Below are 23,937 nucleotides of genomic sequence, written 5' to 3'. Positions count from 1 at the left end.
CCGTCAGCGCGTGCTGGGCACGCGCTCGACGATCTCGACGCGGCGGTTCTTGGTCCGCCCGTCTTCCGTTCGGTTCGAGGCAACCGGCGCGACCATGCCGGCGCCGGCTGGTGTCAGGCGATTGGCCGCGATGCCCGACGCGGTCAAGGCCGAGGCGATGGCCTGGGCGCGCCGCTGCGACAGCGAAAGATTGTAGTCGAACGTGCCCTGCCCGTCGGTATGGCCGACGATCAGCACGTCGAGCTTCGGATTCTTCTTCAGCAGTTCGCCGAGCTGATCGATCTGCGGCTTGGACTCCGCCTTGATGTCGGCTTTGTCGAAATCGAACAGAATGCCGTAGATCGCAATCTTGCCGTCGCGGGTGAGCGCCTGCTCCATCTCGTCGGCCTTCACCACGACCATGCGCTGTTCCATCGGCTTCAGCTCGACGACATCGACCTTGGCGAAAGCGCGCTTGTTCGCCTCGTTGGTCGTGACATAGAGCGCCACATAGACGTCGCCCTGTGGCCGCGCCAGCTTGGCAGCGAGGTAGCGCTGCTCCTTGTCGTAGAGCAGCCCGTCGTTGATCGCGGGATTCATTACTCTGTTGAACTGAAAGCCGCAGTCTGCCCGCGCGCAGCTATAGATCGTCTCGAAGCCGACGCTCTTCAGGGCCTCCTCGTAGTTGCGGAACACTTCGAGCGACGACCGGTCGGCCGGCGCGCGATAGATCAGGTGCGTGATCTTGCCGTCCACCGGAAGCGCCGTTTCAGGCACGGGCCGGTTTCCGTCGCCGCGCTTGGTTTGACCAGTAACGACCGCGTAGTCGCTGAACTGCTCGACATTGTAGTGGCGGATCTCTGCGCCTTTGTAGCGGGGCACGAGTGGATGGTCGGCTGCACCTTTGACATCGCCCGCGGTCTGCGCGCCGGCAGGCAACACCGCAAACAAGGAGGACGCGACAACAAACGCAACGGAAGCGACAAACTTGACCATCTTGATGCGGTCCCCCTGTGGCAACAGCCATCATAGGACCGCGCGACTCCGGCGCAAATGTAACCGGATCGGGATCGCTCTATCGCGCGTATCTATCCGTGATCGCGGCCCAGCTCACCACTTGGCGAGATATTGCCGGATCGGCTCGGCGCCAGGATTGGTGAAGCGCTGTTCCGACAAGATGGCCTTGGCCGTCGCGCCGCTGCCGTAGTAGAGCGCGTTCCAGTCGTTGTCGGCGTCGATGTAGGATCCTTCGAGCGAGACGCCGGCAAACAAGCCCTGCGAATTGGCGAAGGCCACGATGTCGGCGCCGCCGGCGGCCGTCGAGGCGCCTTCGAGGCCGGCACCCACGGCGACCAGCGTGACGCCGGCTTCCGCACCGAACTTGAACTTGTGGTCGAGGATCGCCTGCAGACCCTTCTCGGTGCGGATGATGAACACCATCTCCGACACCTTGCCGCCGACCTGCAGGCCGATGCTGCCGGAGCCCATGCCGTAGAAGGCCGGATAGCTCCAGTTGTTGGGCGAGTTGCGGCCCATCAGGACGCCGCGCCCACCGGCCGCGCCGAAGATGAATCCGCCCTGCACCAGTTCGGGCATGATCAGCACGCCACGTGCAGTGGTCATCTGCTTGGCAGCGTCCGGGAAATCCGGACCGCCCAGGATCTTCTGGGCCGTGGCGAGACAGGAATCGACCAGCGACTGGCGCTTGGCATCGGCGCGGGCCGGCTGGCTCGCGAGAAATGGCGCGGCAATGGCGGCCGCAGTCCCCGAGAGGACGGTTCGGCGATCGAGCTTCATTATTCTGCTCCTTGGATGGTGACCGACGCCGGGGAAGCGCCTTGGTGGTCCCTACAGAGCCAATGATAGCATGATTCGGGGCAGAAATGGGGCGTAACGCCCCGATCCGGGCCTGATCGCCCCTCAGTCGGCCGGCCGATCCTTCATGACCAGCGGCAGGCCGGCCGCCATGAAGATCACCCGGTTGGCGCGCTCGGCGACCCGCATATTCATGCGGCCCATGGCATCGCGGAACGACCGGCCGAGAGGCGTCTCCGGCACCAGGCCGAGGCCCAGCTCGTTGCTGACGAACACCACCGGCGACCTGTGATCATCCAGTGACCTCATCAGATCGTCGGTTGCCTCGTCGACGTCGGCCCCAGCATGCATGAGGTTGGACAGCCAAAGCGTAAGGCAATCGACCAGCACGGGCTGATCATGCGCATCGGCGGCTTCCAGCGCCTCGGAGAGCTTCAACGGCTCTTCGATCGTGGTCCAGCCGACGCCGCGGCGGGCGCGATGGGACATGATGCGGGTCGCCATCTCGACATCGCCCGCTTCGGCGGTGGCGATATAGACCGCCGGATGCGGTGTCGCGCCATGCAACGTCCCGGTCGCGAGCTTTTCGGCATGCGTGCTCTTGCCCGAGCGTGCGCCGCCCAGCACCAGGGTCACCGGCGGCAGCGGAAACGTCCCGATATGCTCCATCAGGAAGCCTTCGCACTCACCAGCCAGCAGGCACCCGGCAGAAGGACGCCCTCGGGTTTCGCATGCGGCGCCAGGACTTCGGTAATCGCCGCGCGCGCTTTGTCGGCCGCCTCGGGCGTCGCTTCGGCGAAAGCGCGTGCCAGCGGACCGAAACGATCGGCATTGGCCACGACTTCGGCCACGTCCTTGCCCATGAAGATCGGCACGTCGAGCGGCTTCAAAGAAAGAGCCGCGAAACCCGCTTCCATCAGGATGCGTTCGACCCTGGCGCGGTCGCCGAAGGAATACTGGCCGGGATCTTCAGGACCGAGCTTCGGCAGGGGCGGCAGGAAGGGTGCGGCGGCGCGTACCGGCACCAGCCCCCAGGGATTCTCCTGCGGCGTGCGCCAGCAGACGAAGGCCAGACGTCCTGACGATTTCAAGGCGCGATGCAGGTTACGGAAGGCCGAGACAGGCTCGCCGAAGAACATCACGCCGAAGCGCGAAAAGACGAGATCGAAAGCGCCGGCTTCGAAAGAATGCGTCGCTGCGTCACCGACGACGAAGCTGGCGTTCCGCGCCGCGTTTGCACGCGCCGCCTCGATCAACGGTTCGGAGATGTCGAGACCCAGTACGCGACCGGTCGGTCCCACTGCCGCCGCAAGCGCGGCGGTCGTGTCGCCGGTGCCGCAGCCAACATCGATCAGCCGTTCGCCGGGCCGCACATCGGCATGCGCCAGCACCACGCGATTGATGTCGACCAGCGACCGCTGGATGCGCTGATAGGCAGCGAGCCAGCCCTGTCCGCCAGGACCGTTCCAGAAGGCCGCCTGCTCTGCCGCGAGGTCGGCAGTGCTCTTCACGCCGGGCCGCCCGCGGGGCCGTTGGCCAACTCGCGCGGCATGTAGTTCACGAACGAGACCCGCCAGGCATGCGCGGGATCGGCCTGCTCGAAATGCTCGATCAAGGTGATCGAGACGTTTTCGATCTCGAAACGCACCGCTGCTTCGGGGTGCAGATCGAACGCATGCGCCAGGGCCGCGCGGATCGTGCCGCCATGCGCCGTCGCCACGATGTCGCGGCCCTTATGCTCGGCGGTCAGCCGGTCGATGCTCCGCACGGTGCGATCGCGCAGATCGACGAAGCTCTCGCCGCCCGGCGGCCGGTACTCCGGCGGCCCCAGCCAGAAGAGATGGTTGTTGGCGTGGTTCTCGGCGATCTCGATATAGGTGAGGCCCTGCCAGTCGCCGAAATGCTGCTCGGCGAGGTCGGGATCGATATTGAGCCGGTCCATCTCTGCGCCGGCCTTGGCGAGCTGCTCGGCCGTCTTGCGCGCCCGCAGGAGGTTCGAGGCGTACCAGACCGCGCCCTTGGGCAGCAGCTTCGCCTGATGGCGGAACAGCTCCTCGTTGCTGACGTCGCAATCCTTGTCGGACTGGCCGTAGCAGCGGCGTTCCGGATTGGGGACCGGCGCGTGCCGCACCCACCACCAACGTGTGACCGATCCGGTGATCTTGGCGCCCGTCGCCATGCTGCCCTCACTGTGCTTCGATGTCTTTCGAACGGCAGCCTTCTTAGCCGCCGATGAGCAGGGCCGCCACCACGAGGAAAGCGATTTCGGCCTTCTGCTGGACGGCCCCGAGCGTGTCGCCGGTGTAGCCGCCCAGCCGCGCGGCAATCCAGCGCGCCGCGAGGATGCCGGCGCCAATGGCGATCAGCGGCGTCAGCAGCGCCACGAAGAAGCCCTTGCCCAGCAACAGGAGGAAGGCCAGCACGGCGCCGAGCCCGATCGTCAACCAAACGTCATTATCGGTGGGCTTTCCGGCCTGCGCGCCGAGACCGTCACCATGGACCGGCGAATAGGCCAGCAGCGGATAGGCCAGCACGGACCGCGACACGGCATGTGCAGAAATCAGGACGACGAGGCCGGTGGCGCCGCTGAACTGGGCGAGGCAGGCGACCTTGATCAAAACCGAGAGCGCCAGCGCCAGCACGCCGAAGGTGCCGTTGCGACTGTCGCGCATGATCTCGAGGCGGCGCGCCGGTTCCAGCGCATGCGGACCGAGCCCATCGGCGGTGTCGGCGAGACCGTCTTCATGCAAGGCGCGCGTGATCAGCACGGCCGCGCCCACGGCCAGCACGGCCGCCAGCCAGCCAGGCCCCGCGATGCCGCGCACGATGGCGAAGACCAGTCCGGCTGCCAGGCCGATGCCGGCGCCGATGAAGGGCAGCACCGGAAGGACATCGGCGAGCTGCCAGCGCGGCAGGCCGACATCGAGCTTGAGGCCCGTGAAGAAGGTCGCCTGCTCCTTCGCGGCCTGCAACCATTCGTCGAACGAGGTCGGACGATGGCTGCCGGAGCCGAAGGAAGGGTCGTTGGGGCTGGTCATGGTCCGGTCAATATAGGGTGACCCACGCCCGCCATGAAGGCGGTAAATCCACACTCTCGGCGTTCTATAGGCCGGCCTTCACAAGGCCCTCGCGGAGATGCTGAAGATCCGCGTCGTTCGCGTAATGCATGGTGGCCAGGAACTTCTCTAGATCGAGCTCGGGATCGAGCTGCCGCACCCGCATCACATGCGCCGACGAAGCGGTCCGGTCGCCGAGCCATCCGTAACAGGCCGCTATGAAGGCGTGCTGCTGGGCGTCCATCGTCGACAGATGCATGAAGTCCTCGACGGCCTGCGCATACTGTCGGCCGACGAAGTGCGCCTTGCCGAGATGACTCCAGAAGCGCGCGGGATGGTGCGGGTTCAAACGCATTGCCTTGCGGATCCACTCGAGCCCCTCCTCAGCCCGTCCGAGCCAAGTGAAGAGCTCGCCCATCTGGACCACGACGAGGTCGTAGTTGGGGTTCAGCTCCAGCGCCCGATCCTGATGATAGCGAGCGCGATTCATGTCGTTTCGCACGATCGCGACCGCGGCGAGGATGCGATGGACGTCGGGGTCGTTGTCGTCGAGCGCCATCGCCCTGTCGAGCTCGAACGCGACCTCGTTGAAAACCGCGTCCTTGTCCTCGCACCAGCCATAGCCCCAGCCCTGACCGAGTATGCACCCGCGCCACGCGTGGGCATGAGCGTAGTCGGGATCGAGCTGCAAGGCCCGGTCGATCAGCTTCAGCGCCTCGACGTTGTCCTGGCGCGTGCTGCGGTGGTGCAGGACCTTGGCGGCCAGCACGCATTCGTAGGCGGCCATGCTGGACGGCTTCAGGCGGGCGAGCTGGTCCTGCTGCGCCGCTTCGAGCCGGCCCGGCAGGGTCGCGACGATCGCCGAAGTGATCTCGTCCTGGATGGAGAAGATGTCGTCGAGCTTGCGGTCATAGCGCTCGGCCCAGATATGCGCGTCGCTCGCCGTGTCGATGAGCTGCACCGATACGCGCAGCCGGTCGCCCGATTTGCGGACGCTGCCTTCTACCAGATAGCGCGCGCCCAGCTTCTGCGCGACCTCGCGGAGGTTCGCGGCGTGGCCCTTGTAGACGAACGTCGACGTGCGCGAGATCACGAACAGCTCGCGGCGGCGGCTGAGCTCCGTGAGGATGTCCTCGGTCAGTCCGTCGGCGAAGAACTCTTGCTCCGGATCGCCGCTCATGTTGGTGAACGGCAGCACCGCGACCGTGGGCTTCACCACGGCGGCCTTCGTGGCGGCATGCGCGCCACCTGGCGCCGGCCTCTGTTCCGGTGGCGCAATAACGATTCGGTAGAGCCGCACCGGCCGGCTGATGTTCTTCAAGAGCTTCTCGCCCAGATCCTCGAAGGCGACATCGACGCGGCCATCGATCTGGTCGTGCACGGCGGCGGTGACGCAGATCCCGCCGATCTCGGCGAGCTGCTCCACGCGCGCCGCGATGTTGACGCCATCGCCGTAGATGTCGCCGTCCTCGAAGATGATGTCGCCGAGATTGATGCCGATGCGAAAGTCGATGCGCCGGTCGCTGGCGACATCGGAATTACGCCGCCGCATCCGCTCCTGGATTTCGATCGCGCACCTGGCCGCATCGGCGACGCTCTGGAACTCCACCAGCATGCCGTCGCCGGTGGTCTTGATGATGTTCCCCTGGTTCTTGGCGATGGCAGGGTCAATCAGCTCAATGCGATGGGCGCGCAATCGCGCGAGCGTCCCGCGCTCGTCCACCTCCATCAGCCGGCTGTAACCGACCATGTCGGCCGCCAGCACCGCCGCAAGCCTGTGGTCCATCGGCTTTACCCCGGAAGGCGCCCTGCATCGTAGAAGGGCCGCCCGGCCGGGGCAATGAACCGGATGGTCCGGCCCGAACCCCGCCACACTGCTCAGCCGCACGGTCCGGCGACACAGTGGGGCGCGACGAAAACGGCCGGAAATGCGGGCCGTTTGGGCTGGCCTCGGTGCGGCAAATATAGGATGGTCCGCGCCCTCATGAGCACTCCTCCGACAGCCAAATCCGCCGCTTCCTTTGACGAAATGCGCCGCATCCTGCGCGAGCTGCCGGGGCCGGACCTGGAGGCGCAGACGCGCGTCGTGCAGCGCCAGGCCGAGCTGACGAAGCCCGCCGGCTCGCTCGGCCGGCTGGAGGAGATCGCCGAATGGCTGGCCGCCTGGCAAGGCCGCGCCCAGCCACGGGTCGAGCGGCCGCGCATCGCGGTCTTTGCCGGCACCCATGGCGTGGCGGCGCGCGGCGTTTCCGCCTATCCGCCCGAAGTCACCCAGCAGATGGTTAAGAACTTCCTGAATGGCGGCGCGGCCATCAACCAGCTCGCCGCCGCGATCGACGCCGATCTGCGCATCTACGAGCTCGACCTCGAGAATCCCACGGCCGACTTCACCCAGGGCCCGGCAATGAACGAGGCGCGCGCCGCCAACGCCATGGCCTACGGCATGATGGCGGCCGAGCCCGGCATCGACGTTCTGTGCCTGGGCGAGATGGGCATCGCCAACACCACCGCGGCCGCCACGCTCTGCGCCGCGCTGTTTGGTGGCAACGGCAAAGATTGGGCGGGGCCCGGCACGGGCGTTGCCGGCAAGGCGCTGGAGCACAAGATTGCCGTCATCGACGAAGCGCTGACGCACCATAGGGAAGCAATCGCGCGGCACGATCCGCTGGAGCTGCTGGCGGCCGTCGGTGGCGAAGAACTCGCCGCCATCACCGGGGCCATCGTCGCCGCCCGCATGGGCCGCATCCCGGTGCTGCTCGATGGTTATGCCTGCACCGCTGCCGCGGCGGTGCTGCAGGCGGTCGACAAGCGCGCGCTCGACCATTGCCTGGTGGCGCATCGCTCGGCCGAGCCCGGCCACGATCGTCTGCTCAAGGCGATCGACAAGACGCCGCTGTTCGATCTCGGCATGCGGTTGGGCGAAGCCTCAGCGGCAGCGGTCGCCGTGCCGCTCCTTAAAGCCGCCGCCGCCTGCCACAACGGTATGGCAACCTTCGCGGAGGCTGGCGTATCTTCCAAGGATGCGTAGACGCTCCCTGCTCGCGGCTTCCCTGCCGCTCCTCACCCTGCCGCTGTTGCCGGCTTTTGCCCACCCGCCGCGCCAGCCCGATTCGGCTGAAGCCCAGAAGATCATTCAGGAGGTGACGGCCTTCCGCGAGAAGCTCGCCAAGGCCGTGAAGGACAAGGACTTCAAGGCGTTGCGCGCCGCGTATGCCGACAACTACACGCACACCCACGGCTCGGGGAAACTCGACAACAAGGATGCGCGCATCGTCTCGGCGATGGCCGGCGAGCCGTTGATCGAAGCGGCTCCCGCCACCGAACTCAGCTTCCGTGTCTACGCCGGCCCCACGGTGATCGTGACCGGCAAGAGCCCGATCCTGAACGTGAAGGAACAGAAGACCTACGACTTCCGCTGGGTCTGCGTGTACGTCACGGCGAAGGACGGCTGGGAACTCGCGGTCAGCCAGGCGACACGGTTGCCGGCCTAGGCCCTCACCCGATCCCACCAGTCGCGCGTGCGATACCAGGCGCCGACGAAGGGCAGCACCCATTCGGGGTTGCCGTTGTAGAAGGGCACGGTCGGGAAATCCTGACCGTCAAAGGCGTTCACCGGCGCGTTCGAGCCGCCGACGATCTTGCGCGCGGTCTGGTAGCCGAGATAGCTCATCATCGCGACGCCCGAGCCGTTGCAGGCCATGAGATAGTGCATGCCCTGCTCCATGCCCATGTGCGGCAGGAAATCGAAGGCGAAGGCGACGTTGCCGGTCCAGGCATGCGTGACCTTCACGCCCTTGAGCTGCGGCCAACGCTCCAGCATGTAGCCGTGCAGCACCGGCGCGCTGACTTCGGGCGTGACCTGCGTGAAGCGCGCGCGGCCGCCGAAGATCACGCGCTTGTTGTCGGGTGACTGGCGATAGTAGCAGAGCACGCGCTTGGTATCGCTGACGACACGGTTCCTCGGGATCAGGCTTTGCACCAGATCCTCGGGCAGTTCCTCGGTCGCGATGATATGGCTGGCCACGGGCACCAGCTTGCGGCGCAAGGTCGGCGTCAGTTCGGTCGTGTAGCCGTTGGTCGCGATCACCACTTCACGCGCCTCGATCGGGCCCTTGCTGGTGAGCACGCGGAAGCCGCCCGCCTTGCGCTCGATCTTCTCGGCGTCGCAGTTGGCGCAAAGCGTGGCGCCGGCACGATGGGCCGCCTTCAGCAGGCCGCCATAATAGAGTGCAGGATGGAGCTGGCCGGTGCGCTCCACCACCATGCCGCCGTAGTAGTAATCCGACGCGATCTCCTCGCGCTGCTGTTCGCGCGGCACCATGTAGGTGCCGAGGCCCGCCTTGGCGTTGTAGGTGCCGACCTTGGCCTCCTGCTCGGCGTAATGGCGTGGCGTGTAGGCGCCGCTGAAGCGGCCGTTCATGCGCCAGTAGCATTCGATGCCCTCGCGCTGGATCACGGTCTCGACCTGCGCCAGCGAATCGGCGGCGTCGGCCAGCATGCGCGCCATCACCTGCTTCCAGGCTTCGGCATTGCCGCCCACTCCCTTGCCGGAGAAGCCCTTGCCCATCGTGGTGCCGCCGCTGACGCCACCACCGTTCCGCGTCGAGGCGCCAACGCCGAAATCGCCGCGTTCCAGGACCGTGACATCGACGCCGGCGCGCGCCAGTTCGAGTCCGGTCGACAGGCCACCATAACCAGCACCGACCACCAGCACGTCGGTCTTGAGCGGCGGATCCTGGCTCAGCTCGTTGGAGGGATGCCACCATTCCCACCACCAGGGCATCGGCTTGAAATCCTTGTGGAACACGGACTCGGCCATCACTCCCTCCTCACGCGCACGCCGCTAACGCGCGCTGTCCCTGAGGCCCCGGCCGAAGCGGCCGATCAGGACCAGCACCACCGACACCAGCAGGATCTGCATCACCGAAACAGCGGCGATGGTCGGATCGATCTCCATCATGATGTTGTCGAACATCTTCTTGGGCAGCGTCATGTTCGCACCCGCCAGGAACAGCGCCACCACAACCTCGTCGAAGGACGAGATGAAGGCGAGCAATCCGGCCGAGACGAGGCTCGGCCGCAGCAACGGCAGGGTGATGCGCGCCAGCGTCTTCCAGCGCGACGCGCCCAGCCCTTCGGCGGCCTGTTCCAGCGAGCGGTCGAAGTCGCGCAGGCCGGCGGCGATCACCAGCACCACGAAGGGCAGCGCCAGGACCGTGTGCGCCACCACCAGCCCGTACCAGGTGCCGATCAGCTTCAGCTTGGCGAACAGGCCGTAGATCGCGACCGAGAGGATGATGGTCGGCACGATGATGGGCGCCAGCGCCAGGCGATCGAGGAGCGCCCGGCCCCAGAAGCGCGCACGCACCAGGCTGAAGGCTAGTGGCACACCCAGCAGCAACGCCAGCACCGAGGTCGCGCCGCCGATATAGAGCGAGCGCCACGTCGCGTCGATCCATTGCGGATCGTCGAGATAGCGTTCGTACCACTGCCAGGAAAAGCCCGGCGGCGGGAACTGCATGTAAGGTGCCGAGGAGAGTGAGATCGGGAACACCACCAGCAACGGCAGCATCAGGAAGAAGTAGATCAACGCGCAGACCGCGACGAGGAGACGGCGGCTCATCTCGTCGCCTCCGACTGCGTAAAGCGCTGCGCCACTGCGTAGACGGCGAAGGTGAAGACCAGCAGCACCGCCGAAAGCGCCGCGGCAAAAGGCCAGTTCAACGTCTCGCGCACCTGCTGCTCGATCAGGACCGCGATCATCATCACCCGGCCGCCGCCCAGCAGCGCCGGCGTGATGAAGAAGCCCAGCGACAGCACGAACACCAGGACGCTGCCGGCGAAGATGCCGTTCAAGGTGAGCGGCAGGTAGATGCGCCAGAAGATGCGCGCACTTGAAGCGCCAAGGCCGGCCGCCGCCGCCGGGATCGCCGGATCGACGCGGCGCACGGCGCCATAGATCGGCAGCACCATGTAGGGCAGCAGCACATGCACCATGCCGATCAGCACGCCGGTGAAGTTGTGCAGGAGCGGCAGCGGATCCGTCGTGAGGCCGGACTCCATCAGTGTGCGGTTCAGCACACCGTTGCGGCCTAGCAGCACCATCCAGGCATAGGTGCGCACCAGGACCGACGTCCAAAGCGGCAGCAGGACGCAGATGAATCCGAAGGTCGCCCAACCCGGCGTCGTGGTGGCCATCAGGAAGCCCAGCGGATAGCCCAGCAGCAGGCAGAAGAGCGTCACCAGCAGGGCGATCTCGAAGGTGTTCCAGAAGACGCGCAGGTAAAGCCCCTCGCCCAGCGCCTTAGCGTACCAGTCGAGCGTGCCCGCCTCGACGCTGAAGCCCAGCATGCGCACGACGGGAAACAGGAAGAAGACCAGCAGCAAGATCAGGGCCGGCAGCGCCGGCCAGGCTGCACGGGTTGTCATCGCCGCGAGTGTCCCCCAACAGACGACCTCATCCTGAGGAGCGCGGCGCAGCGGCGCGTCTCGAAGGATGGGCAACAGGCGTGGTGCTCGTTCCCATCCTTCGAGACGGCCCTTCGGGCCTCCTCAGGATGAGGTTTTCTCTTTCCTCTCGGCCTAGAAAACATGGATCGCTTCCGGATCGATGCCGACGGTGATCGTCGTGCCAGCGGCGGGCAGCGGGCCGCGCGCCGGCTGGCGGACCAGCAGCTCCTGCCCGCCCTCACAGGCCAGCCGCAACTTGAACGTGGTGCCGAGATAGACCGCCTCGACGATCTCGCCGGTGAACTCGTTGATGCCGCCGGGCGCGAAACGCTCCGGCCGCATCAGCACGCCGACCTTGGCACCGGGCGCCGCTTCGCTGTCGACCATGAGCTTGCGGCCGTCGGGCAAGGCGACGAGGCCGGGCGCGCTCATCGTGCCGTGCAGGATGTTACTCTCGCCCACGAAGTCGGCGACGAAATCGTTGGCCGGACGCTCGTAGATCTCCGTCGTCGTCGCGATCTGCTGGATTGCGCCCTTGTTCATCACCGCGATTCGGTCGGAAAGTACCAGCGCCTCTTCCTGGTCGTGGGTGATGAAGATGGTGGTGAGCCCGAGCCTGCGCTGCAGGCGGCGCACCTCGAGCTGCATGGTCTCGCGCAGTTTGCGGTCGAGCGCGCCGAACGGCTCGTCGAGCAGCAGCAGCCGCGGATTGAAGACGATGGCGCGGGCGAGAGCGACTCGCTGCTGCTGACCGCCGGAAAGCTGCTTGGGCAGACGCGCCTCGTAGCCCGCAAGCTCGACCATCGCCAAAGCCTCGCCGACCCTGCGGTCGATCTCGGCCCTGCCGACGTTCCGCATCTCCAGCGGAAAGGCCACGTTGGCCTTCACCGAGAGATGCGGAAAGAGCGCGTAATTCTGGAACACCATGCCGATGTCGCGCTTGGCCGGCGGCAGGGCAGTGATGTTCGCACCGCCGACCGTTACACGTCCGGCATCGGGCGTCTCGAAGCCGGCGACGACCTTCAGCAGGGTCGTCTTGCCGGAGCCGCTGGGGCCCAGGATGGTCAGCAGCTCGCCCTGCGCCACCTGCAGCGAGACATGATCAAGCGCCACGACATCGCCGAAGCGCTTGGCCACCCCTTCGATCAGGAGTTCGGCCGATCCCTCACCCGCCCCCTTACCTGTACGCAACGCCGGTTACGCCTTCTTCAGCATCCAGGCATTCCATAGTTCCTGCGCCTTGGCGCCGTTCTCGGCATACCACTCGTCACTGATCCAGAACTGCTTGTCGAGATACGCGGTCGGCAGATAGGGCTTCACCTTGGCGTCGACGAAGTTCAGCGACTCGAGATTGAGGCCGGGATAACCCAGCTCCGAGGCATAGACCGCCTGCTGCTGCGGGACCGCCAGCTCGGCCAGCATCTTGTTGGCCCAGTAGGGGTTCTTGGCACCGCGCGGGATGGCGAAGCTGCCCTGCTTCAAGGCACCCTCGTTCCATTCGATCTCGATCGGTCCACCCTTCTTGATCACGTCGTAGAAGCGGCCGTTCCAGCCGGTCGCCAACACGACCTCCTTGTCGAGCAGGAGCTGCGCCGGCTGCTGGCCGGTCGACCACCATGCCGTCACATGCGGCTTGATCTGGTCGAGCTTCTTGAAGGCACGATCGAAGTCGATCGGATAGACCTTGTCCTTCGGGACACCGTCAGCAATCAGCGCGAATTCGAGATTGTCGGTCGGATGGTTGCGCATGGAACGCGCGCCGGGGAACTTCTTGACGTCCCACCATTCCGCCCAGCTCTTGGGATGCGTGCCGCCTTTGAAGACGTCGGTGCGGTAACCGATGATCGTCGTATAGACCGACGAGGCGAAGACATTGGGATTCTGCGCCGTCGGCGGATACTTGGAGCGGTCGACCACCTTGGGATCGACCTTGTCGAGCAGGTTCAGCTTGGAGGCGCGGATGGCATCCTGGCCGCCGATCTCTGTCAGGTCCCATTCGACATTGCCGGAGTCGACCATGGCGCGCAGCTTGCCGAAATCGACCGGGCTCGTTTCGACGACCCTGATCCCGTACTTCTTCTCGAAGCCGTTGAAGAAGGCCTTGCGCATGGCGGTGCCCATCGACCCGCCGGAATGATTGACCACGATTTGAGTGGGCTTGGGCGGCTCTGCCTGGGCGAACGCCCGGCCCGATACGCCGACGGCTGCGGCGCCTCCCACAAGCGAAAGAACGTGACGGCGGTGCGGACGCTTGATGTCCATGACAGACCCCCTGTTTCGTTTTCTCCACACGACTGTAGGAGCGCCTTCCGAAGTGAGCAACTTCCATGCTCATAACTTTCTGGAATAACCATGGAGGACGAATGAATTTCTCCGTCATCGCCAGACCCGCCTAACGTTGAAACAACAGGGGTTGTGAAGGGGGCAAACGATGATGAACCGATTGAAGGCGCTGGCTTGCGCCGCCGCCATGGTGTGCGTCGCGGGAAGTGCCGCGGCACAGGAACTCACCATGGCGGTGTGGGGCGGCGGCGGCGCCAACACCTGGCGCGAGGCCTTCATCAAGCAGTTCTCGCCGGCCGAGAAGTTCACCATCAAGATGGTGGAAGTGCCGAATCCGGCCGGCGGCCTGCGCTCGCCGGCAGCGGCCAGCCAGTACAATCTGGCGCTGGTCACCTACTTCGAGGCGATTGCCCTTTCCAACGCAGGCCTGATCGAGACCTTCGACGACAAGCAGCTCCCGGGTATCGGCGATGTTGATCCCAAGTTCCTCACCAAGGACAAGAAGGGGCGCCACGTCGGCCTGCCGGTCTACTTCACCTACTACGGGATCGCCTACAACACCGACCTGGCCAAGGCCGAGGACTTCGCCTCCTGGCAAGGGCTGGCCGACGCCAAGTGGAAGGGCAAGCTCTCCGTGACGCGGCCGGTCTATCTCGCGCCCTATGACGCGGTGATCATGGCCAAGGCCATGGGCGGCAGCGAGAAGGACATCGATCCGGGCTTCAAGCTGCTGGAGCGCATCGTGCCCAACGTGCTGGCGACCTACACCTCGCTGGCGCATATGAACACGCTGCTGACCCGCGGCGAAGTCGCCGCCGTTCCCTTCTATGCCTCGCGTGTCTGGGCCTTGCGCCGCCAGGGCGCCGCCAATGTCGACATCGTGATGCCGAAGGAAGGCGTCCTGATGCTGCCCTATGTCGTGGTGGTCCCGAAGGGCGCCAAGCACCAGGACAAGGCGCTGGTCTGGATGAACTATATCGCCGGCGCCGAGCCGCAGCTGCGCGCCGCGCTGCTCGACGGCTGGTTGCCGATGAACTCCAAGGTCAAGCTGCCCGAAGAGCTGCAGAAGACCCTGGGCCGGCCCTACGAGGACATCGTGAAGAGCCTCTATTCGCCGGATTGGAGCGTCGTCGTCGACCACAACGAGGCGCGCGTCGATCGCGCCGAGAAGCTGCTGTCCGGCGTCCAGAAGTGAGGCGAGGCACAATCACGGTCGCGGGCGTCGGAAAGGAATTCGGCGCCACGACGGTCCTCAGCAACGTCGACCTCGTGATCGAGGGGGGCAGCTTCGTGACCCTGCTCGGTCCCTCGGGCTGCGGTAAGACGACGTTGCTGCGTCTGATCGCGGGCTTCCTTGAGGCGAGCCGTGGCACCATCGCCATCGATGGTGCACCAATGCAGGGCGTGACGCCGCGGCGCCGGCCGATCGGCATGGTCTTCCAGAACCTCGCCCTGTTTCCGCACCTCGACGTCTTCGAAAATGTCGCCTACGGCCTCAAGGTCCGTGGTGCGCCGACGGCCGAGATCGCCACCAAGGTCGAGCGTTTCCTGGGTCTGGTTGGGCTGGCGGGCTTCGAGCGCCGCCGCATCGGCCAACTCTCCGGCGGCCAGAAGCAGCGCGTGGCGCTGGCGCGGTCGCTGGCCCTGGAGCCCGCGATCCTGCTGCTCGACGAGCCCCTCTCCGCCCTCGATCTGCAGCTCCGCCGTCAGTTGCAGGTCGAGCTGAAGGCGATCCAGCGCCAGCTCGCGACCACCTTCGTCTTCGTCACGCACGACCAGGAAGAAGCGACCTTGCTGTCCGACACGATCGTCGTCATGGAAGGCGGCCGCGTACGCCAGGTCGGCAGCCCGGGCGAAATCTATCGCCGGCCGGCATCGCCTTTCGTCGCGCGCTTCGTGGGCGACATCAACATGCTCGAAGGCCGCATCGCGACGGTGACCGGCACGTCGGTGTCGGTCGACCTCGGCCATCATCGCTTCGACCTGCCGCCTTCGGCCATTGTCGGACAGCCGGCGGCAGGCGCTGCCTGCCAGATCGCCTGTCGACCGGAAGCCGTCACGATCGCCAACGATACCAACAATGGGCTCGCGCTCGAGGCGCGCATCGATGTGCTCCACCGCCTTGGCCCCACGGTGAAGGCGATGCTCGATACGCCGTTGGGGCCACTCACGGCGCTGATGATGGCCGGCGCCCCACAGGCCGCGGAACTCGCGGAGGGAAAGACGGTGCGTGTCGCCGTGCCTTCCGACACGCTCACCGTCTTCGTCTCAACCTGAAAGAAGAACCATGTCCGCCAAGGATTTCGCCGGCCGTACTGTCGCCCAGCATGTCGAGGCTTTCACCTCAGGCAAAGTCTCGGCACGCGACCTCATCGAGGGGGTGCTGGAGCGCACCAAGAAGGCCGAACCCTTCAACCCGATCGCAACTCTCGATGCCGAAGGCGCGCGCGCTGCGGCCGATGCGCTCGATGCCCGGCGCAAGCGCGGCACCGGCTTCGGCAAGCTGGCGGGCGTACCCGTCTCCGCCAAGGACCTGATCCTGACCAAGGGGCTGCGGACGGCCTTCGCCTCGCTCACCATGAAGGACAATGTTCCGACCATCGACGCCGACGCGATCGCCCAGTGGCGCGCCGCCGATGCCGTGCTGTTCGCCAAGACCACGACGCCGGAGTTCGGTCACAAGGTTCTGACCGACAGCCGTCTGCACGGCGTCACGCGCAATCCATGGAATCGCGAGCACACGTCGGGTGGATCGAGCGGCGGTGCGGCCGTTTCCATCGCCCTGGGTCTCGGCCCCATTGCCATGTCGACCGACGGCGCGGGCTCGGGCCGCATTCCGGCCGCCTGCTGCGGTATCTACGGCCTCAAGGCCACGGTTGGCCGCGTGCCGCACGAAGTTCCGCCCGACCAGTTCGGTCAGCTCACCTATCTCGGCGTGATGGCGCGCCACCCGACCGATCTCGGCGCGGGCCTGGCGTCGATGTCGCGCGGCCATCGCGACGACCCCTGGACCGCCGCCATCGGCCGCACGCCCTTCGCCTGGCCCGAGAATACGGGCGAGCATCCGATCGCCGGCAAGCGCGTCACCGTGATCCGCCGCATGACCGGCGGCTATCTCGATCCCGATACCGAAGCGCGCCTCGACGCGGCCCTCGCCTTTCTCGACAAGCAGGGTGCGCACATCAAGGAAATGGATGGCCGCGAAGTCGACTGGAAGCTCGACGTGGCGCGCATCGTCCTGCGCGCCAACCAGATCGAGCGCTTCGCCGACATCCTCAAGAACCGGCGCGACGAGCTCGATCCCTCCTTTGCCAAGACGCTGGACGAAGGCGATGCGGTCGACGCGGTGATGCTGCGTCGTGCGCTGGCCGACCGGACCACGGCCTACAAGTCGGTGCAGCGTCTGTTCGCCGATGCCGACCTTCTGCTGACGCCAACTGTGGCGACGCCGGCGCCGCTCGCCACGCAGGACCAGTTCAAGCCGCTGGTCGTCGACGGCAAGCCGCTCGGTGACCTGCGCGCCGCCTGGTACACCTACACGATCCCCTTCAACATGACGGGCCATCCGGCGATCTCGATCCCGTTCGGCCGCTCCAGGGCGGGCCTGCCGATCGGCATCCACTTCGTGGCGCCATGGTATGAGGAAGCGCATCTCATCCGACTCGCCGAGGCGTTCGACGCCGAGACCGGCGCATCGGCCGAGTTCCCGCCGGGCTTCGCAGCGGGCGCCTGAGATGCGTGGCGCCACTGCAACGCCCAGGGGCCTGGGCTGGCTGCTGCTGCCAGCGGTGCTGGTCCTCGCGCTCTTCCTGGGGGCGGTGGCGCTCCTCTTCCTGCACGCCTTCTGGACCAAGGACGGGTTCTCGCTCGCTTACTTCAAGCAGATCCTCGATCGCGCCGACTATCACGAAGTCTTTCTGCGCACCGTGTCGATCGCGGCCATCGTGTCGCTGACGTCGGCATTGCTCGCCTATCCCATCGCCTGGCTGCTCTGGCGTCTTCCCAAGTGGCGCAACTTACTGCTGGTCGTGGTGCTGGTGCCATGGCTCGTCAGCCTGGTCGTGCGCACCTATGGCTGGCTGGTCATCCTGGGGCCCAAGGGCTTCCTCAACGAAGCGCTGCGCTGGGCCGGCGTCATCCAGTCGCCGCTGCCACTGATCTTCAACGATCTCGGCGTGGTGATCGGCCTCACCCATGTGCTGATGCCGTTCTCCGTCATCGCCACCTTGTCGGTGCTGCTGCAGATCGACAACCGGCTGGAGGAGGCGAGCGAGTCACTAGGCGCCGGCGCGCTCGAAACCTGGCGCAGGGTCGTGCTGCCGCTGTCGCTGCCCGGCGTATTCACCGGCATCAGCATTACCTTCCTGACCTCGATGGGTGCCATCGTGACGCCGATCCTGCTGGGCGGCATCCGCCAGAAGATGGCCGGCACGCAGATTTATCAAGAGGTCGTCTACAACTTCAACATGAGCAAGGCGTCCGCCTGGGCGCTCTGCCTGCTGATCCTGAGCGGGCTCGGCCTGGTGCTGCTGCGCACCGTCGAAGCCGCACTCGTACCGAAAGCCGACAAATGAATGCGCCTCTGATCAAGCTCGGCCGCGCGGGCTCCCTGGCGCTGCTGTTCTTCCTGCCGGCGCCCATTGTCGTGATCGGCGCGACCTCCTTTGCCGCGGCTGGCTATCTGCGCTTCCCGCCGGGCGAACTCAGCCTGCGCTGGTACGCCGAAGCCGCCACCGATCCGCGCTGGATCGATTCGTTCCTCACCAGCCTTGGCATCGCCGCGATCGTCGCCGTGACGGTGACGGCCATTGCCTTTGCGGGCGCCTATGCCTGCCATCGGTTGAGACCGCGCTGGTTGGCGACCTTCGAGCTCATCGTCATGTCGCCGCTGTTCTTCCCGCATGCGGCACTGGGTGTTGCGCTGGTGAACGTGCTGGCGCTCAGCGGTCATCTCGGCACGGCAAGTGGCATCGTCGTCGCCCATGTCGTCTGCACCCTGCCCTTTGCCTGGCGGCCGATCATGGTCGCCTTGCAGCGCATCGACAGCGAGATCGTGGAGGCCGCCTCTCTGCTGGGCGCCGACGAACGCCGGATTGCGCTGGGCATCGCCTTGCCGCTGGCGAGATCCGGCATCGTCACGGCGCTGCTCTTCTCCTTCATCATCTCGTTCGACGAGGTGACGGTGACGATGTTCCTCACCGGACCGCAGGTCACGACCCTGCCGGTGCAGATCTATGCTTTCATCCAGGAGAATGCGTCACCGGTGCTGGCGGCGATCTCGACGGTGACGGTCGCGGTGACGCTGCTGGTCGTGATGCTGCTGGAACGGCTGATCGGGCTCGAATTCTTCGTGGCGCATGATCCGGCCTAGCCGATCAGGCCCAGCCTTTCGCTTTCAGGTGTGTCCTCATGGTGTCGAGGAAAGCGTCGGCCAGACGCGACGGCTTGCGATAGCGCGGCCGCATGGCACGGAACAGGTAGCGGATCCTGGGTTCGAAGGGCACGACGGCAATGCCTTCGCTGAGATAGTCGCGCGCGGTGAAGGGCTCGACGATCGAAACACCGAGCCCGCGGGCCGCCAGCGCACAGGCATCGGCCGAGGAATAGACGTCGATCTGCAGACGCCGCTCGATGCGCTCCTGCTCGAACACGGCATCAATCAGATGGCGCATGCGGCCATCGAGCGGAAAGGACAGGAAGCGTTCGCCGCGCAGGTCGGCCGGACGGATCACCTTGCGTCGCGCCAGCCGATGATCGCCCGGCAGCACGCAGACTGCCGTGGCGCGGCTCAACTCCTCGGTGACCATCGAGGGATGCTCGAACGGCATCATGGAGAAGCCCAGGTCGATCTGCTGGTCGATCATCTTCTGATTGATGTAGGTCGAACTGCGGACGTGGAAGACGATGTGCGCCTTGGCGTGCCGCTTCACGAAGGTCGCCAGGACGTCGGGCAAGACGGTGCGGCCGAACGCCGGCGTCGAGTAGATCAGGAGATCGCCGACCTGCCGCTCGCGGATTTCGCGCGCCACCTCCGTCACCCGTTCGAGGCTGTGATAGAGGCGCGTCACTTCGGCTTCGAGCAGGCGCGCTTCACTGGTTGGCGCCAGGCGACGCTTGATGCGCGTGAACAACGGATAGCCGATCTCATGCTCCAGCCCGGCGAGGATCTTGCTCACCGCGGGCTGCGACACGCCCAGCCGTTCGGCCGCCGCCGTCACCGTGCCGTGGGACATGATCGCCCGAAAGGCTTCGAGCTGGCGCGACGTGATCATCATAACTCCAGGGAATTTGAGTCGGTCGACAATGACTTTGACCCTGTAGGGCGACAAGCCAAAAGTCCACTGCATCGGCATTTTAGACAAGGGCGTGTTCATGCCTTCCATTGATCAATCAATCTTCAGCAGCGACTTCAAGGAAGAGCCCTACTGGTGGGAGGCGTTCCGTCCGCAGGCCATTCCGACGACGACGCTGCCGGCCAAGACCGATGTGGTGGTGGTCGGCGGCGGCTATGCCGGCCTCGCCACGGCGCGCGCCCTCGCCGACGGCGGTGTGCAGAGCCTGGTGCTGGAGGCCGGTGAATTCGGCACCGGCGCCTCGACCCGCAGCGGCGGCGCGCTGAGCGCCGGGCTGTCGATCGGCAAGAGCTTCACCGGACGAACGCTCGACTATGCGCCGGAGCTGGTGCGCGACGTCGTCGGCTGGGCGATCGATGCGTATCGAGGACTGATCGATCTCGTCGAGCAGGAGAAGATCGACTGCCACCTGGAGCAGCGCGGTCGCTTCCTCGGGGCCTGCGCCGCTTCGCACTATGAAGGACTGCGCACGCGCTTCGAGAAGCTGCGTTCGGGCGGCGCCATGGACTGCAAGCTGATCAGCCGCGAGGAGCAGCGCCAGGAAATCGGCAGCGACTTCTATCATGGCGGCATGGTCTTCGAGACCGCGGGCAAGCTGCATCCCGCCCTGTTCTACGGCGGGCTCCTGGCGGCGGCGCGGCGGCGCAACTCGATCACCCTGGCCGGCGGCTGCCGCGCCACCGGACTCAGCCGCGATGGCGAGGGCTGGCGGGTCAAGACTGAAGCGGGCGAAGTCCGCGCGCGCCATGTCGTGGTCGCGACCAACGGCTATACGGGCGGCCTGACGCCGACGCTGCAGCGCCGGCTGGTGCCGATCGCCAGCCACATCATCGCCACCGAGGAGTTGCCGCCCGGCCTCGCGGCGAAGATCTGCCCCAAGGGGCGGACCTTCTCCGAGACGCGCCGCGTGCTGCACTATTACCGGCTCTCGCCCGACGGCAAGCGCGTGATCTTCGGCGGCCGCGCCCGCTTCACCGAGATTCCCGGTGAGATGCGCGCCCAACTCCTGCATCGGGCCCTGGTCGAGCGCCTACCGGAACTGGCCGACATCAAGGTGACGCACACCTGGCAAGGCAACGTCGCCTTCACCTACGACGCCTTGCCGCATGCGGGCGAACTCGACGGGCTGCACTTCGTGGTGGGCTGCAACGGCTCGGGCGTGTCGATGATGCCGTTCCTGGGCGACGCCATCGGCCGGTCGATCGCCGGCCGCCTGCGCGGAAAACTGCCCTTCGCCGATGCTGCGCTGCCGCCGATTCCGCTCTATTCCGGCAAGCCCTGGTTCCTGCCAGTGATCGGCGGTGCCTTTCGGGCCCTGGATTATTTCGACGAGAAAATCAGATGAGCGCGACCTTCTTCTCGGCCACCTATCGCGAGGCGCGACAACGCTTCCTCGACGCTGCGCACAAGGCAGGCGCAACTGTCGATTCACATGTGCATCCGCTGAAGGGCGCCGAGGGAGAGGAGATTGGCACCGACACCGCGTTGCTGGGTGCCGCCGACGCCGACAAGCTGTTCATCGTGAGTTCGGGCACGCACGGACCCGAAGGCTTCTCGGGTTCGGCCTGCCAACTTTCGCTGCTGAACGACGAGCTTGCCCACCGCGCAAATGATCGCGGCATCGCCCTGCTCTTGATCCATGCGGTCAATCCGTTCGGCTTCTCGCACTTGAAGCGGACCAACGAGGACAACATCGACCTCAACCGCAACTTCAACGACTTCTCGGCGCCCTATCCCGACAATCCAGTCTACGAGGAGATCCATGATCTGCTCGTGCCCGCCGCTTGGCCGCCGAGTTCGGAGAACGAGAACCAGCTCACTGCCACCATGGCTCGCCTCGCCGACCAACGCGCGCCCGGCATTTCCAGCGGACAGGCCAGGCATCCCGACGGCCTCTTCTATAGCGGCACGGCACCAGCTTGGAGCAACCACACCATCCGCGGGATCGTGCGCAGGCAGGGCGCCAACCGCCGGCACATCGCCTGGATAGACGTGCATACCGGGTTGGGACCCTACGGCCATGGTGAGAAGATCTTCGGCCGCCATTCCGAAGCGACGCTCGCCCGCGCGCTCGCCTGGTGGGGCCGCGACCTGATCGTCAGCACGGCCACCGAGTCGGTCTCGCCGCGCACCATGGGTCATATCACCGGCTGCGCGCCGGAGGAGTGTCCCGGCGTCGCGATCACCCCGTCGACCCTCGAATACGGCACCCTGCCCTCGCCGCAAGTGCGGCGCGCGTTGCGCGGTGAAGCCTGGCTCGCAGGCCATCCCGATGCATCGGCCGCGACGTCCGCCGAGATCCGCCGTGCCGTGCGCAATGCCTTCTACGTCGATGCCGACGACTGGAAGGGCATGGTCCTCGGCCAGTTCCGCGCCTTCGCCCTGCAGACGATCAACGGCCTGGCGGCCGAACAATAACGAGAGGAAACACAATGAAGCTACGCTCTCTGCTCGGCGCGCTTGCCGGCCTGTTGCTTGCAGCACCTGTGTCCGCGCAATCGACGCTCAAGATCGTGATGCATTCCGACCTCAAGGTCCTCGATCCGATCTGGGCATCGGCACAGATCAGCCGCACGCACGGCTACATGGTTTACGATACGCTGTTCGGCCTCGATGGCGATCTCAAGCCGCAGCCGCAGATGGTCGGCGCCTGGACCGTCGATCCTGCGGGCCTGGTCTACAGCTTCACTTTGCGCGATGGTCTTTCCTGGCACGATGGCGCGCCGGTGACGGCGGAGGATTGCATCGCCTCGCTGAAGCGCTGGGGCAGCCGCGACGTCATGGGCATCAAGCTGATGGCGCATGTGAAGGAGCTTTCCGCGCCTGACGCCAAGACGATCCGGATGGAGCTGAGCCAGCCTTATGGTCTGGTGCTCGACTCGCTCGCCAAGCCCGCCGGCATCGTGCCATTCATGATGCCCAAGCGCATCGCCGAGGCGCCGGCCACGCAGCAGCTCAAGGACCCCACCGGCTCGGGTCCCTTCATCTTCAAGGCCGACGAATGGCGACCCGGCGACAAGGTCGTCTATGTGAAGAATCCAAAGTATGTCCCACGCGCCGAGCCGCCCGCGAACTTCGCCGGCGGCAAGGTCGTCAAGCTCGACCGGGTCGAATGGACGTCGATCGCCGATCCGCAGACCGCCGTGAATGCGCTGGAGAATGGCGAAGTCGATGCGCTCGAATCGGTGGCGCACGACCTGCTGCCGCTGGTCGAGAAGCGCAAGGGCATCGATGTCCAGCGCGGCGCCTATGCCAGCCAGTACGCGCTGCGGCCCAACTGGCTCCATCCGCCGTTCAACGATCCGCGGATGCGCCTCGCGCTGGGCTATGCGATCGATCAGAAAGGCTATCTGGACGCAGCCGTCGGCGATCCGAAGTTCTGGCGCCTCTGCAAGACCTACTTTGGCTGCGGCACGCCTCTCGCCACCGAGGCCGGCACCAATGGCCTGCTCGAAGGCAATGTCGACAAGGCCAAGGCACTGCTCAAGGAGGCCGGCTACGACGGACGCCCGATCGTGCTCCTGCAGGTGAGCGATCTCGCCTCGCTCGCCAACCTCGCGCCCGTCGCCAAGGCACAGCTCGAGAGAGTTGGCTTCAAGGTCGACATGCGGCCGGCCGATTGGCAGACCCACCTTTCTCGCGTGATGCGCAAGGAGCCGCCCGAGGATCGCGGCTGGAACGTCACACTCTCCAGCACCGGCGTGCTCGACGTGGTGAATCCGGTCACGTCGCTGTTCCTCAACTCGGCGTGTGACAAGGCGTCGGCCGGCTGGTCATGCGACGCCAAGATCGAGGAACTGCGCAACGCCTTCGCCCTCGAACCCGACGCCGCCAAGCGCAAGGCGATCGCCGAGCAGATCCAGGCGCGCGCCATGGAACTCGGCACGCATTATCCGCTGGGGGAATGGTACAGCGCCTCGGCCGTCAGCTCGCGTACCAAGGGCTGGCTTCGCCCACCTTCGACCACCGCCTTCTGGAACGTCGAAGTGACGAAGCGCTGA

General features: G+C 65.9%; 23 protein-coding genes. 10 read left to right on the top strand and 13 right to left on the bottom strand.

Annotated features, from left to right (window positions below):
* Window positions 1–3: 3 nt before the first annotated feature.
* The 7 genes from EPO50_RS20005 to EPO50_RS19975 form a co-directional block, all read right to left on the bottom strand.
* Window positions 4–975, bottom strand: coding sequence for an OmpA family protein (locus tag EPO50_RS20005; protein ID WP_296346777.1), 972 nt, complete (start codon window positions 973–975; stop codon window positions 4–6).
* A gap of 114 nt (window positions 976–1,089) precedes the next feature.
* The gene (locus tag EPO50_RS20000; RefSeq protein WP_296346776.1) at window positions 1,090–1,776 is read right to left on the bottom strand and encodes a lipid-binding SYLF domain-containing protein; all 687 of its coding nucleotides are present in this window, start codon (window positions 1,774–1,776) and stop codon (window positions 1,090–1,092) included.
* Window positions 1,777–1,899: 123 nt separating this feature from the next.
* Window positions 1,900–2,463, bottom strand: coding sequence for a bifunctional adenosylcobinamide kinase/adenosylcobinamide-phosphate guanylyltransferase (gene cobU, locus EPO50_RS19995; protein ID WP_296346775.1), 564 nt, complete (start codon window positions 2,461–2,463; stop codon window positions 1,900–1,902).
* Window positions 2,463–3,305 (bottom strand): class I SAM-dependent methyltransferase, encoded by an 843-nt coding sequence (locus EPO50_RS19990; protein ID WP_296346774.1) that lies wholly within the window; start codon window positions 3,303–3,305, stop codon window positions 2,463–2,465. Before EPO50_RS19990 ends, cobU begins: the two co-directional genes overlap by 1 nt.
* On the bottom strand, window positions 3,302–3,973 hold the full coding sequence (locus tag EPO50_RS19985; protein WP_296346773.1) for a histidine phosphatase family protein: 672 nt from the start codon (window positions 3,971–3,973) through the stop codon (window positions 3,302–3,304). The genes EPO50_RS19990 and EPO50_RS19985 overlap by 4 nt, the downstream gene beginning before the upstream one ends.
* A gap of 43 nt (window positions 3,974–4,016) precedes the next feature.
* A complete protein-coding gene (locus tag EPO50_RS19980; RefSeq protein ID WP_296346772.1) occupies window positions 4,017–4,832 on the bottom strand; it encodes an adenosylcobinamide-GDP ribazoletransferase in 816 nt (271 codons plus the stop codon).
* Between the two features lie 64 nt (window positions 4,833–4,896).
* Window positions 4,897–6,636: an adenylate/guanylate cyclase domain-containing protein gene (locus EPO50_RS19975; protein WP_296346771.1), complete on the bottom strand. Its 1,740-nt coding sequence runs from the start codon at window positions 6,634–6,636 to the stop codon at window positions 4,897–4,899.
* A 198-nt stretch (window positions 6,637–6,834) separates the two neighbouring features.
* Here EPO50_RS19975 and cobT point away from each other — a divergent pair, with 198 nt between their 5' ends.
* Both cobT and EPO50_RS19965 read left to right on the top strand, forming a co-directional pair.
* Window positions 6,835–7,878: a nicotinate-nucleotide--dimethylbenzimidazole phosphoribosyltransferase gene (cobT, locus tag EPO50_RS19970; RefSeq protein ID WP_296346770.1), complete on the top strand. Its 1,044-nt coding sequence runs from the start codon at window positions 6,835–6,837 to the stop codon at window positions 7,876–7,878.
* Entirely contained in the window at window positions 7,871–8,341 is a 471-nt protein-coding gene (locus EPO50_RS19965; RefSeq protein WP_296346769.1) for a nuclear transport factor 2 family protein, read from the top strand. The genes cobT and EPO50_RS19965 overlap by 8 nt, the downstream gene beginning before the upstream one ends.
* On the opposite strand, the gene EPO50_RS19960 is transcribed toward EPO50_RS19965, so the two are convergent.
* The 5 genes from EPO50_RS19960 to EPO50_RS19940 all read right to left on the bottom strand — a co-directional run bounded on the left by EPO50_RS19960 (window position 8,338) and on the right by EPO50_RS19940 (window position 13,562).
* Entirely contained in the window at window positions 8,338–9,669 is a 1,332-nt protein-coding gene (locus EPO50_RS19960) for an FAD-binding oxidoreductase (RefSeq protein ID WP_296346768.1), read from the bottom strand. The genes EPO50_RS19965 and EPO50_RS19960 overlap by 4 nt on opposite strands.
* Window positions 9,670–9,693: 24 nt before the next feature.
* Complete coding sequence (locus EPO50_RS19955) at window positions 9,694–10,473, bottom strand: ABC transporter permease (RefSeq protein WP_296346767.1); 780 nt, start codon at window positions 10,471–10,473, stop codon at window positions 9,694–9,696.
* Window positions 10,470–11,279, bottom strand: a complete 810-nt coding sequence (locus EPO50_RS19950; protein WP_296346766.1) for an ABC transporter permease — start codon at window positions 11,277–11,279, stop codon at window positions 10,470–10,472. The genes EPO50_RS19955 and EPO50_RS19950 overlap by 4 nt, the downstream gene beginning before the upstream one ends.
* Before the next feature lie 153 nt (window positions 11,280–11,432).
* Complete coding sequence (locus EPO50_RS19945) at window positions 11,433–12,491, bottom strand: ABC transporter ATP-binding protein (RefSeq protein WP_296346765.1); 1,059 nt, start codon at window positions 12,489–12,491, stop codon at window positions 11,433–11,435.
* Window positions 12,492–12,497: 6 nt separating this feature from the next.
* Entirely contained in the window at window positions 12,498–13,562 is a 1,065-nt protein-coding gene (locus EPO50_RS19940; protein ID WP_296346764.1) for an ABC transporter substrate-binding protein, read from the bottom strand.
* Window positions 13,563–13,731: 169 nt separating this feature from the next.
* On the opposite strand from EPO50_RS19940, the gene EPO50_RS19935 reads away from it, so the two are divergent.
* Genes EPO50_RS19935 through EPO50_RS19915 form a run of 5 tightly spaced genes read left to right on the top strand, consistent with a single transcriptional unit; the run spans window position 13,732 to window position 18,954 of the window.
* A complete protein-coding gene (locus EPO50_RS19935; protein WP_296346763.1) occupies window positions 13,732–14,778 on the top strand; it encodes an extracellular solute-binding protein in 1,047 nt (348 codons plus the stop codon).
* Window positions 14,775–15,860 (top strand): ABC transporter ATP-binding protein, encoded by a 1,086-nt coding sequence (locus tag EPO50_RS19930; RefSeq protein ID WP_296346762.1) that lies wholly within the window; start codon window positions 14,775–14,777, stop codon window positions 15,858–15,860. The genes EPO50_RS19935 and EPO50_RS19930 overlap by 4 nt, the downstream gene beginning before the upstream one ends.
* Window positions 15,861–15,870: 10 nt before the next feature.
* The gene (locus EPO50_RS19925; protein ID WP_296346761.1) at window positions 15,871–17,316 is read left to right on the top strand and encodes an amidase; all 1,446 of its coding nucleotides are present in this window, start codon (window positions 15,871–15,873) and stop codon (window positions 17,314–17,316) included.
* 1 nt (window position 17,317) lies between these two features.
* Window positions 17,318–18,157, top strand: coding sequence for an ABC transporter permease (locus EPO50_RS19920; RefSeq protein WP_296346760.1), 840 nt, complete (start codon window positions 17,318–17,320; stop codon window positions 18,155–18,157).
* Entirely contained in the window at window positions 18,154–18,954 is an 801-nt protein-coding gene (locus EPO50_RS19915; RefSeq protein ID WP_296346759.1) for an ABC transporter permease, read from the top strand. The genes EPO50_RS19920 and EPO50_RS19915 overlap by 4 nt, the downstream gene beginning before the upstream one ends.
* A 4-nt stretch (window positions 18,955–18,958) precedes the next feature.
* Here EPO50_RS19915 and EPO50_RS19910 read toward each other — a convergent pair whose 3' ends face one another.
* Window positions 18,959–19,855, bottom strand: a complete 897-nt coding sequence (locus EPO50_RS19910) for a LysR substrate-binding domain-containing protein (RefSeq protein WP_296346758.1) — start codon at window positions 19,853–19,855, stop codon at window positions 18,959–18,961.
* A gap of 100 nt (window positions 19,856–19,955) precedes the next feature.
* Between EPO50_RS19910 and EPO50_RS19905 the strand changes: the two genes are divergently transcribed.
* Genes EPO50_RS19905 through EPO50_RS19895 form a run of 3 tightly spaced genes read left to right on the top strand, consistent with a single transcriptional unit; the run spans window position 19,956 to window position 23,937 of the window.
* Window positions 19,956–21,281 carry an FAD-binding oxidoreductase gene (locus EPO50_RS19905; RefSeq protein WP_296346757.1) on the top strand — a complete coding sequence of 442 codons (1,326 nt, stop codon included), beginning with the start codon at window positions 19,956–19,958 and terminating at the stop codon, window positions 21,279–21,281.
* The gene (locus tag EPO50_RS19900; protein WP_296346756.1) at window positions 21,278–22,354 is read left to right on the top strand and encodes a M14 family metallopeptidase; all 1,077 of its coding nucleotides are present in this window, start codon (window positions 21,278–21,280) and stop codon (window positions 22,352–22,354) included. The genes EPO50_RS19905 and EPO50_RS19900 overlap by 4 nt, the downstream gene beginning before the upstream one ends.
* A gap of 14 nt (window positions 22,355–22,368) precedes the next feature.
* Window positions 22,369–23,937, top strand: a complete 1,569-nt coding sequence (locus EPO50_RS19895) for an ABC transporter substrate-binding protein (RefSeq protein WP_296346755.1) — start codon at window positions 22,369–22,371, stop codon at window positions 23,935–23,937.

This window comes from Reyranella sp., from assembly GCF_004297405.1.
In the GTDB taxonomy this organism is placed as follows: Bacteria; Pseudomonadota; Alphaproteobacteria; order Reyranellales; family Reyranellaceae; genus Reyranella.
The sequence above is the reverse complement of the archived record's forward strand: the minus strand, read 5'-3'. Positions and strand labels throughout refer to the sequence as shown.

Bases quoted from the DNA above. Each gene is read 5' to 3' on its own strand.
- EPO50_RS19900 (WP_296346756.1), top strand. From the start codon at position 21,278: ATGAGCGCGACCTTCTTCTCGGCCACCTATCGCGAGGCGCGACAACGC.
- cobT (WP_296346770.1), top strand. From the start codon at position 6,835: ATGAGCACTCCTCCGACAGCCAAATCCGCCGCTTCCTTTGACGAAATG.
- EPO50_RS19925 (WP_296346761.1), top strand. From the start codon at position 15,871: ATGTCCGCCAAGGATTTCGCCGGCCGTACTGTCGCCCAGCATGTCGAG.
- EPO50_RS19960 (WP_296346768.1), bottom strand. From the start codon at position 9,669: ATGGCCGAGTCCGTGTTCCACAAGGATTTCAAGCCGATGCCCTGGTGG.
- EPO50_RS19935 (WP_296346763.1), top strand. From the start codon at position 13,732: ATGATGAACCGATTGAAGGCGCTGGCTTGCGCCGCCGCCATGGTGTGC.
- cobU (WP_296346775.1), bottom strand. From the start codon at position 2,463: ATGGAGCATATCGGGACGTTTCCGCTGCCGCCGGTGACCCTGGTGCTG.
- EPO50_RS20000 (WP_296346776.1), bottom strand. From the start codon at position 1,776: ATGAAGCTCGATCGCCGAACCGTCCTCTCGGGGACTGCGGCCGCCATT.
- EPO50_RS19985 (WP_296346773.1), bottom strand. From the start codon at position 3,973: ATGGCGACGGGCGCCAAGATCACCGGATCGGTCACACGTTGGTGGTGG.
- EPO50_RS19940 (WP_296346764.1), bottom strand. From the start codon at position 13,562: ATGGACATCAAGCGTCCGCACCGCCGTCACGTTCTTTCGCTTGTGGGA.
- EPO50_RS19905 (WP_296346757.1), top strand. From the start codon at position 19,956: ATGCCTTCCATTGATCAATCAATCTTCAGCAGCGACTTCAAGGAAGAG.
- EPO50_RS19895 (WP_296346755.1), top strand. From the start codon at position 22,369: ATGAAGCTACGCTCTCTGCTCGGCGCGCTTGCCGGCCTGTTGCTTGCA.
- EPO50_RS19920 (WP_296346760.1), top strand. From the start codon at position 17,318: ATGCGTGGCGCCACTGCAACGCCCAGGGGCCTGGGCTGGCTGCTGCTG.
- EPO50_RS19950 (WP_296346766.1), bottom strand. From the start codon at position 11,279: ATGACAACCCGTGCAGCCTGGCCGGCGCTGCCGGCCCTGATCTTGCTG.
- EPO50_RS19955 (WP_296346767.1), bottom strand. From the start codon at position 10,473: ATGAGCCGCCGTCTCCTCGTCGCGGTCTGCGCGTTGATCTACTTCTTC.
- EPO50_RS19980 (WP_296346772.1), bottom strand. From the start codon at position 4,832: ATGACCAGCCCCAACGACCCTTCCTTCGGCTCCGGCAGCCATCGTCCG.
- EPO50_RS19915 (WP_296346759.1), top strand. From the start codon at position 18,154: ATGAATGCGCCTCTGATCAAGCTCGGCCGCGCGGGCTCCCTGGCGCTG.
- EPO50_RS20005 (WP_296346777.1), bottom strand. From the start codon at position 975: ATGGTCAAGTTTGTCGCTTCCGTTGCGTTTGTTGTCGCGTCCTCCTTG.
- EPO50_RS19910 (WP_296346758.1), bottom strand. From the start codon at position 19,855: ATGATCACGTCGCGCCAGCTCGAAGCCTTTCGGGCGATCATGTCCCAC.
- EPO50_RS19975 (WP_296346771.1), bottom strand. From the start codon at position 6,636: ATGGACCACAGGCTTGCGGCGGTGCTGGCGGCCGACATGGTCGGTTAC.
- EPO50_RS19965 (WP_296346769.1), top strand. From the start codon at position 7,871: ATGCGTAGACGCTCCCTGCTCGCGGCTTCCCTGCCGCTCCTCACCCTG.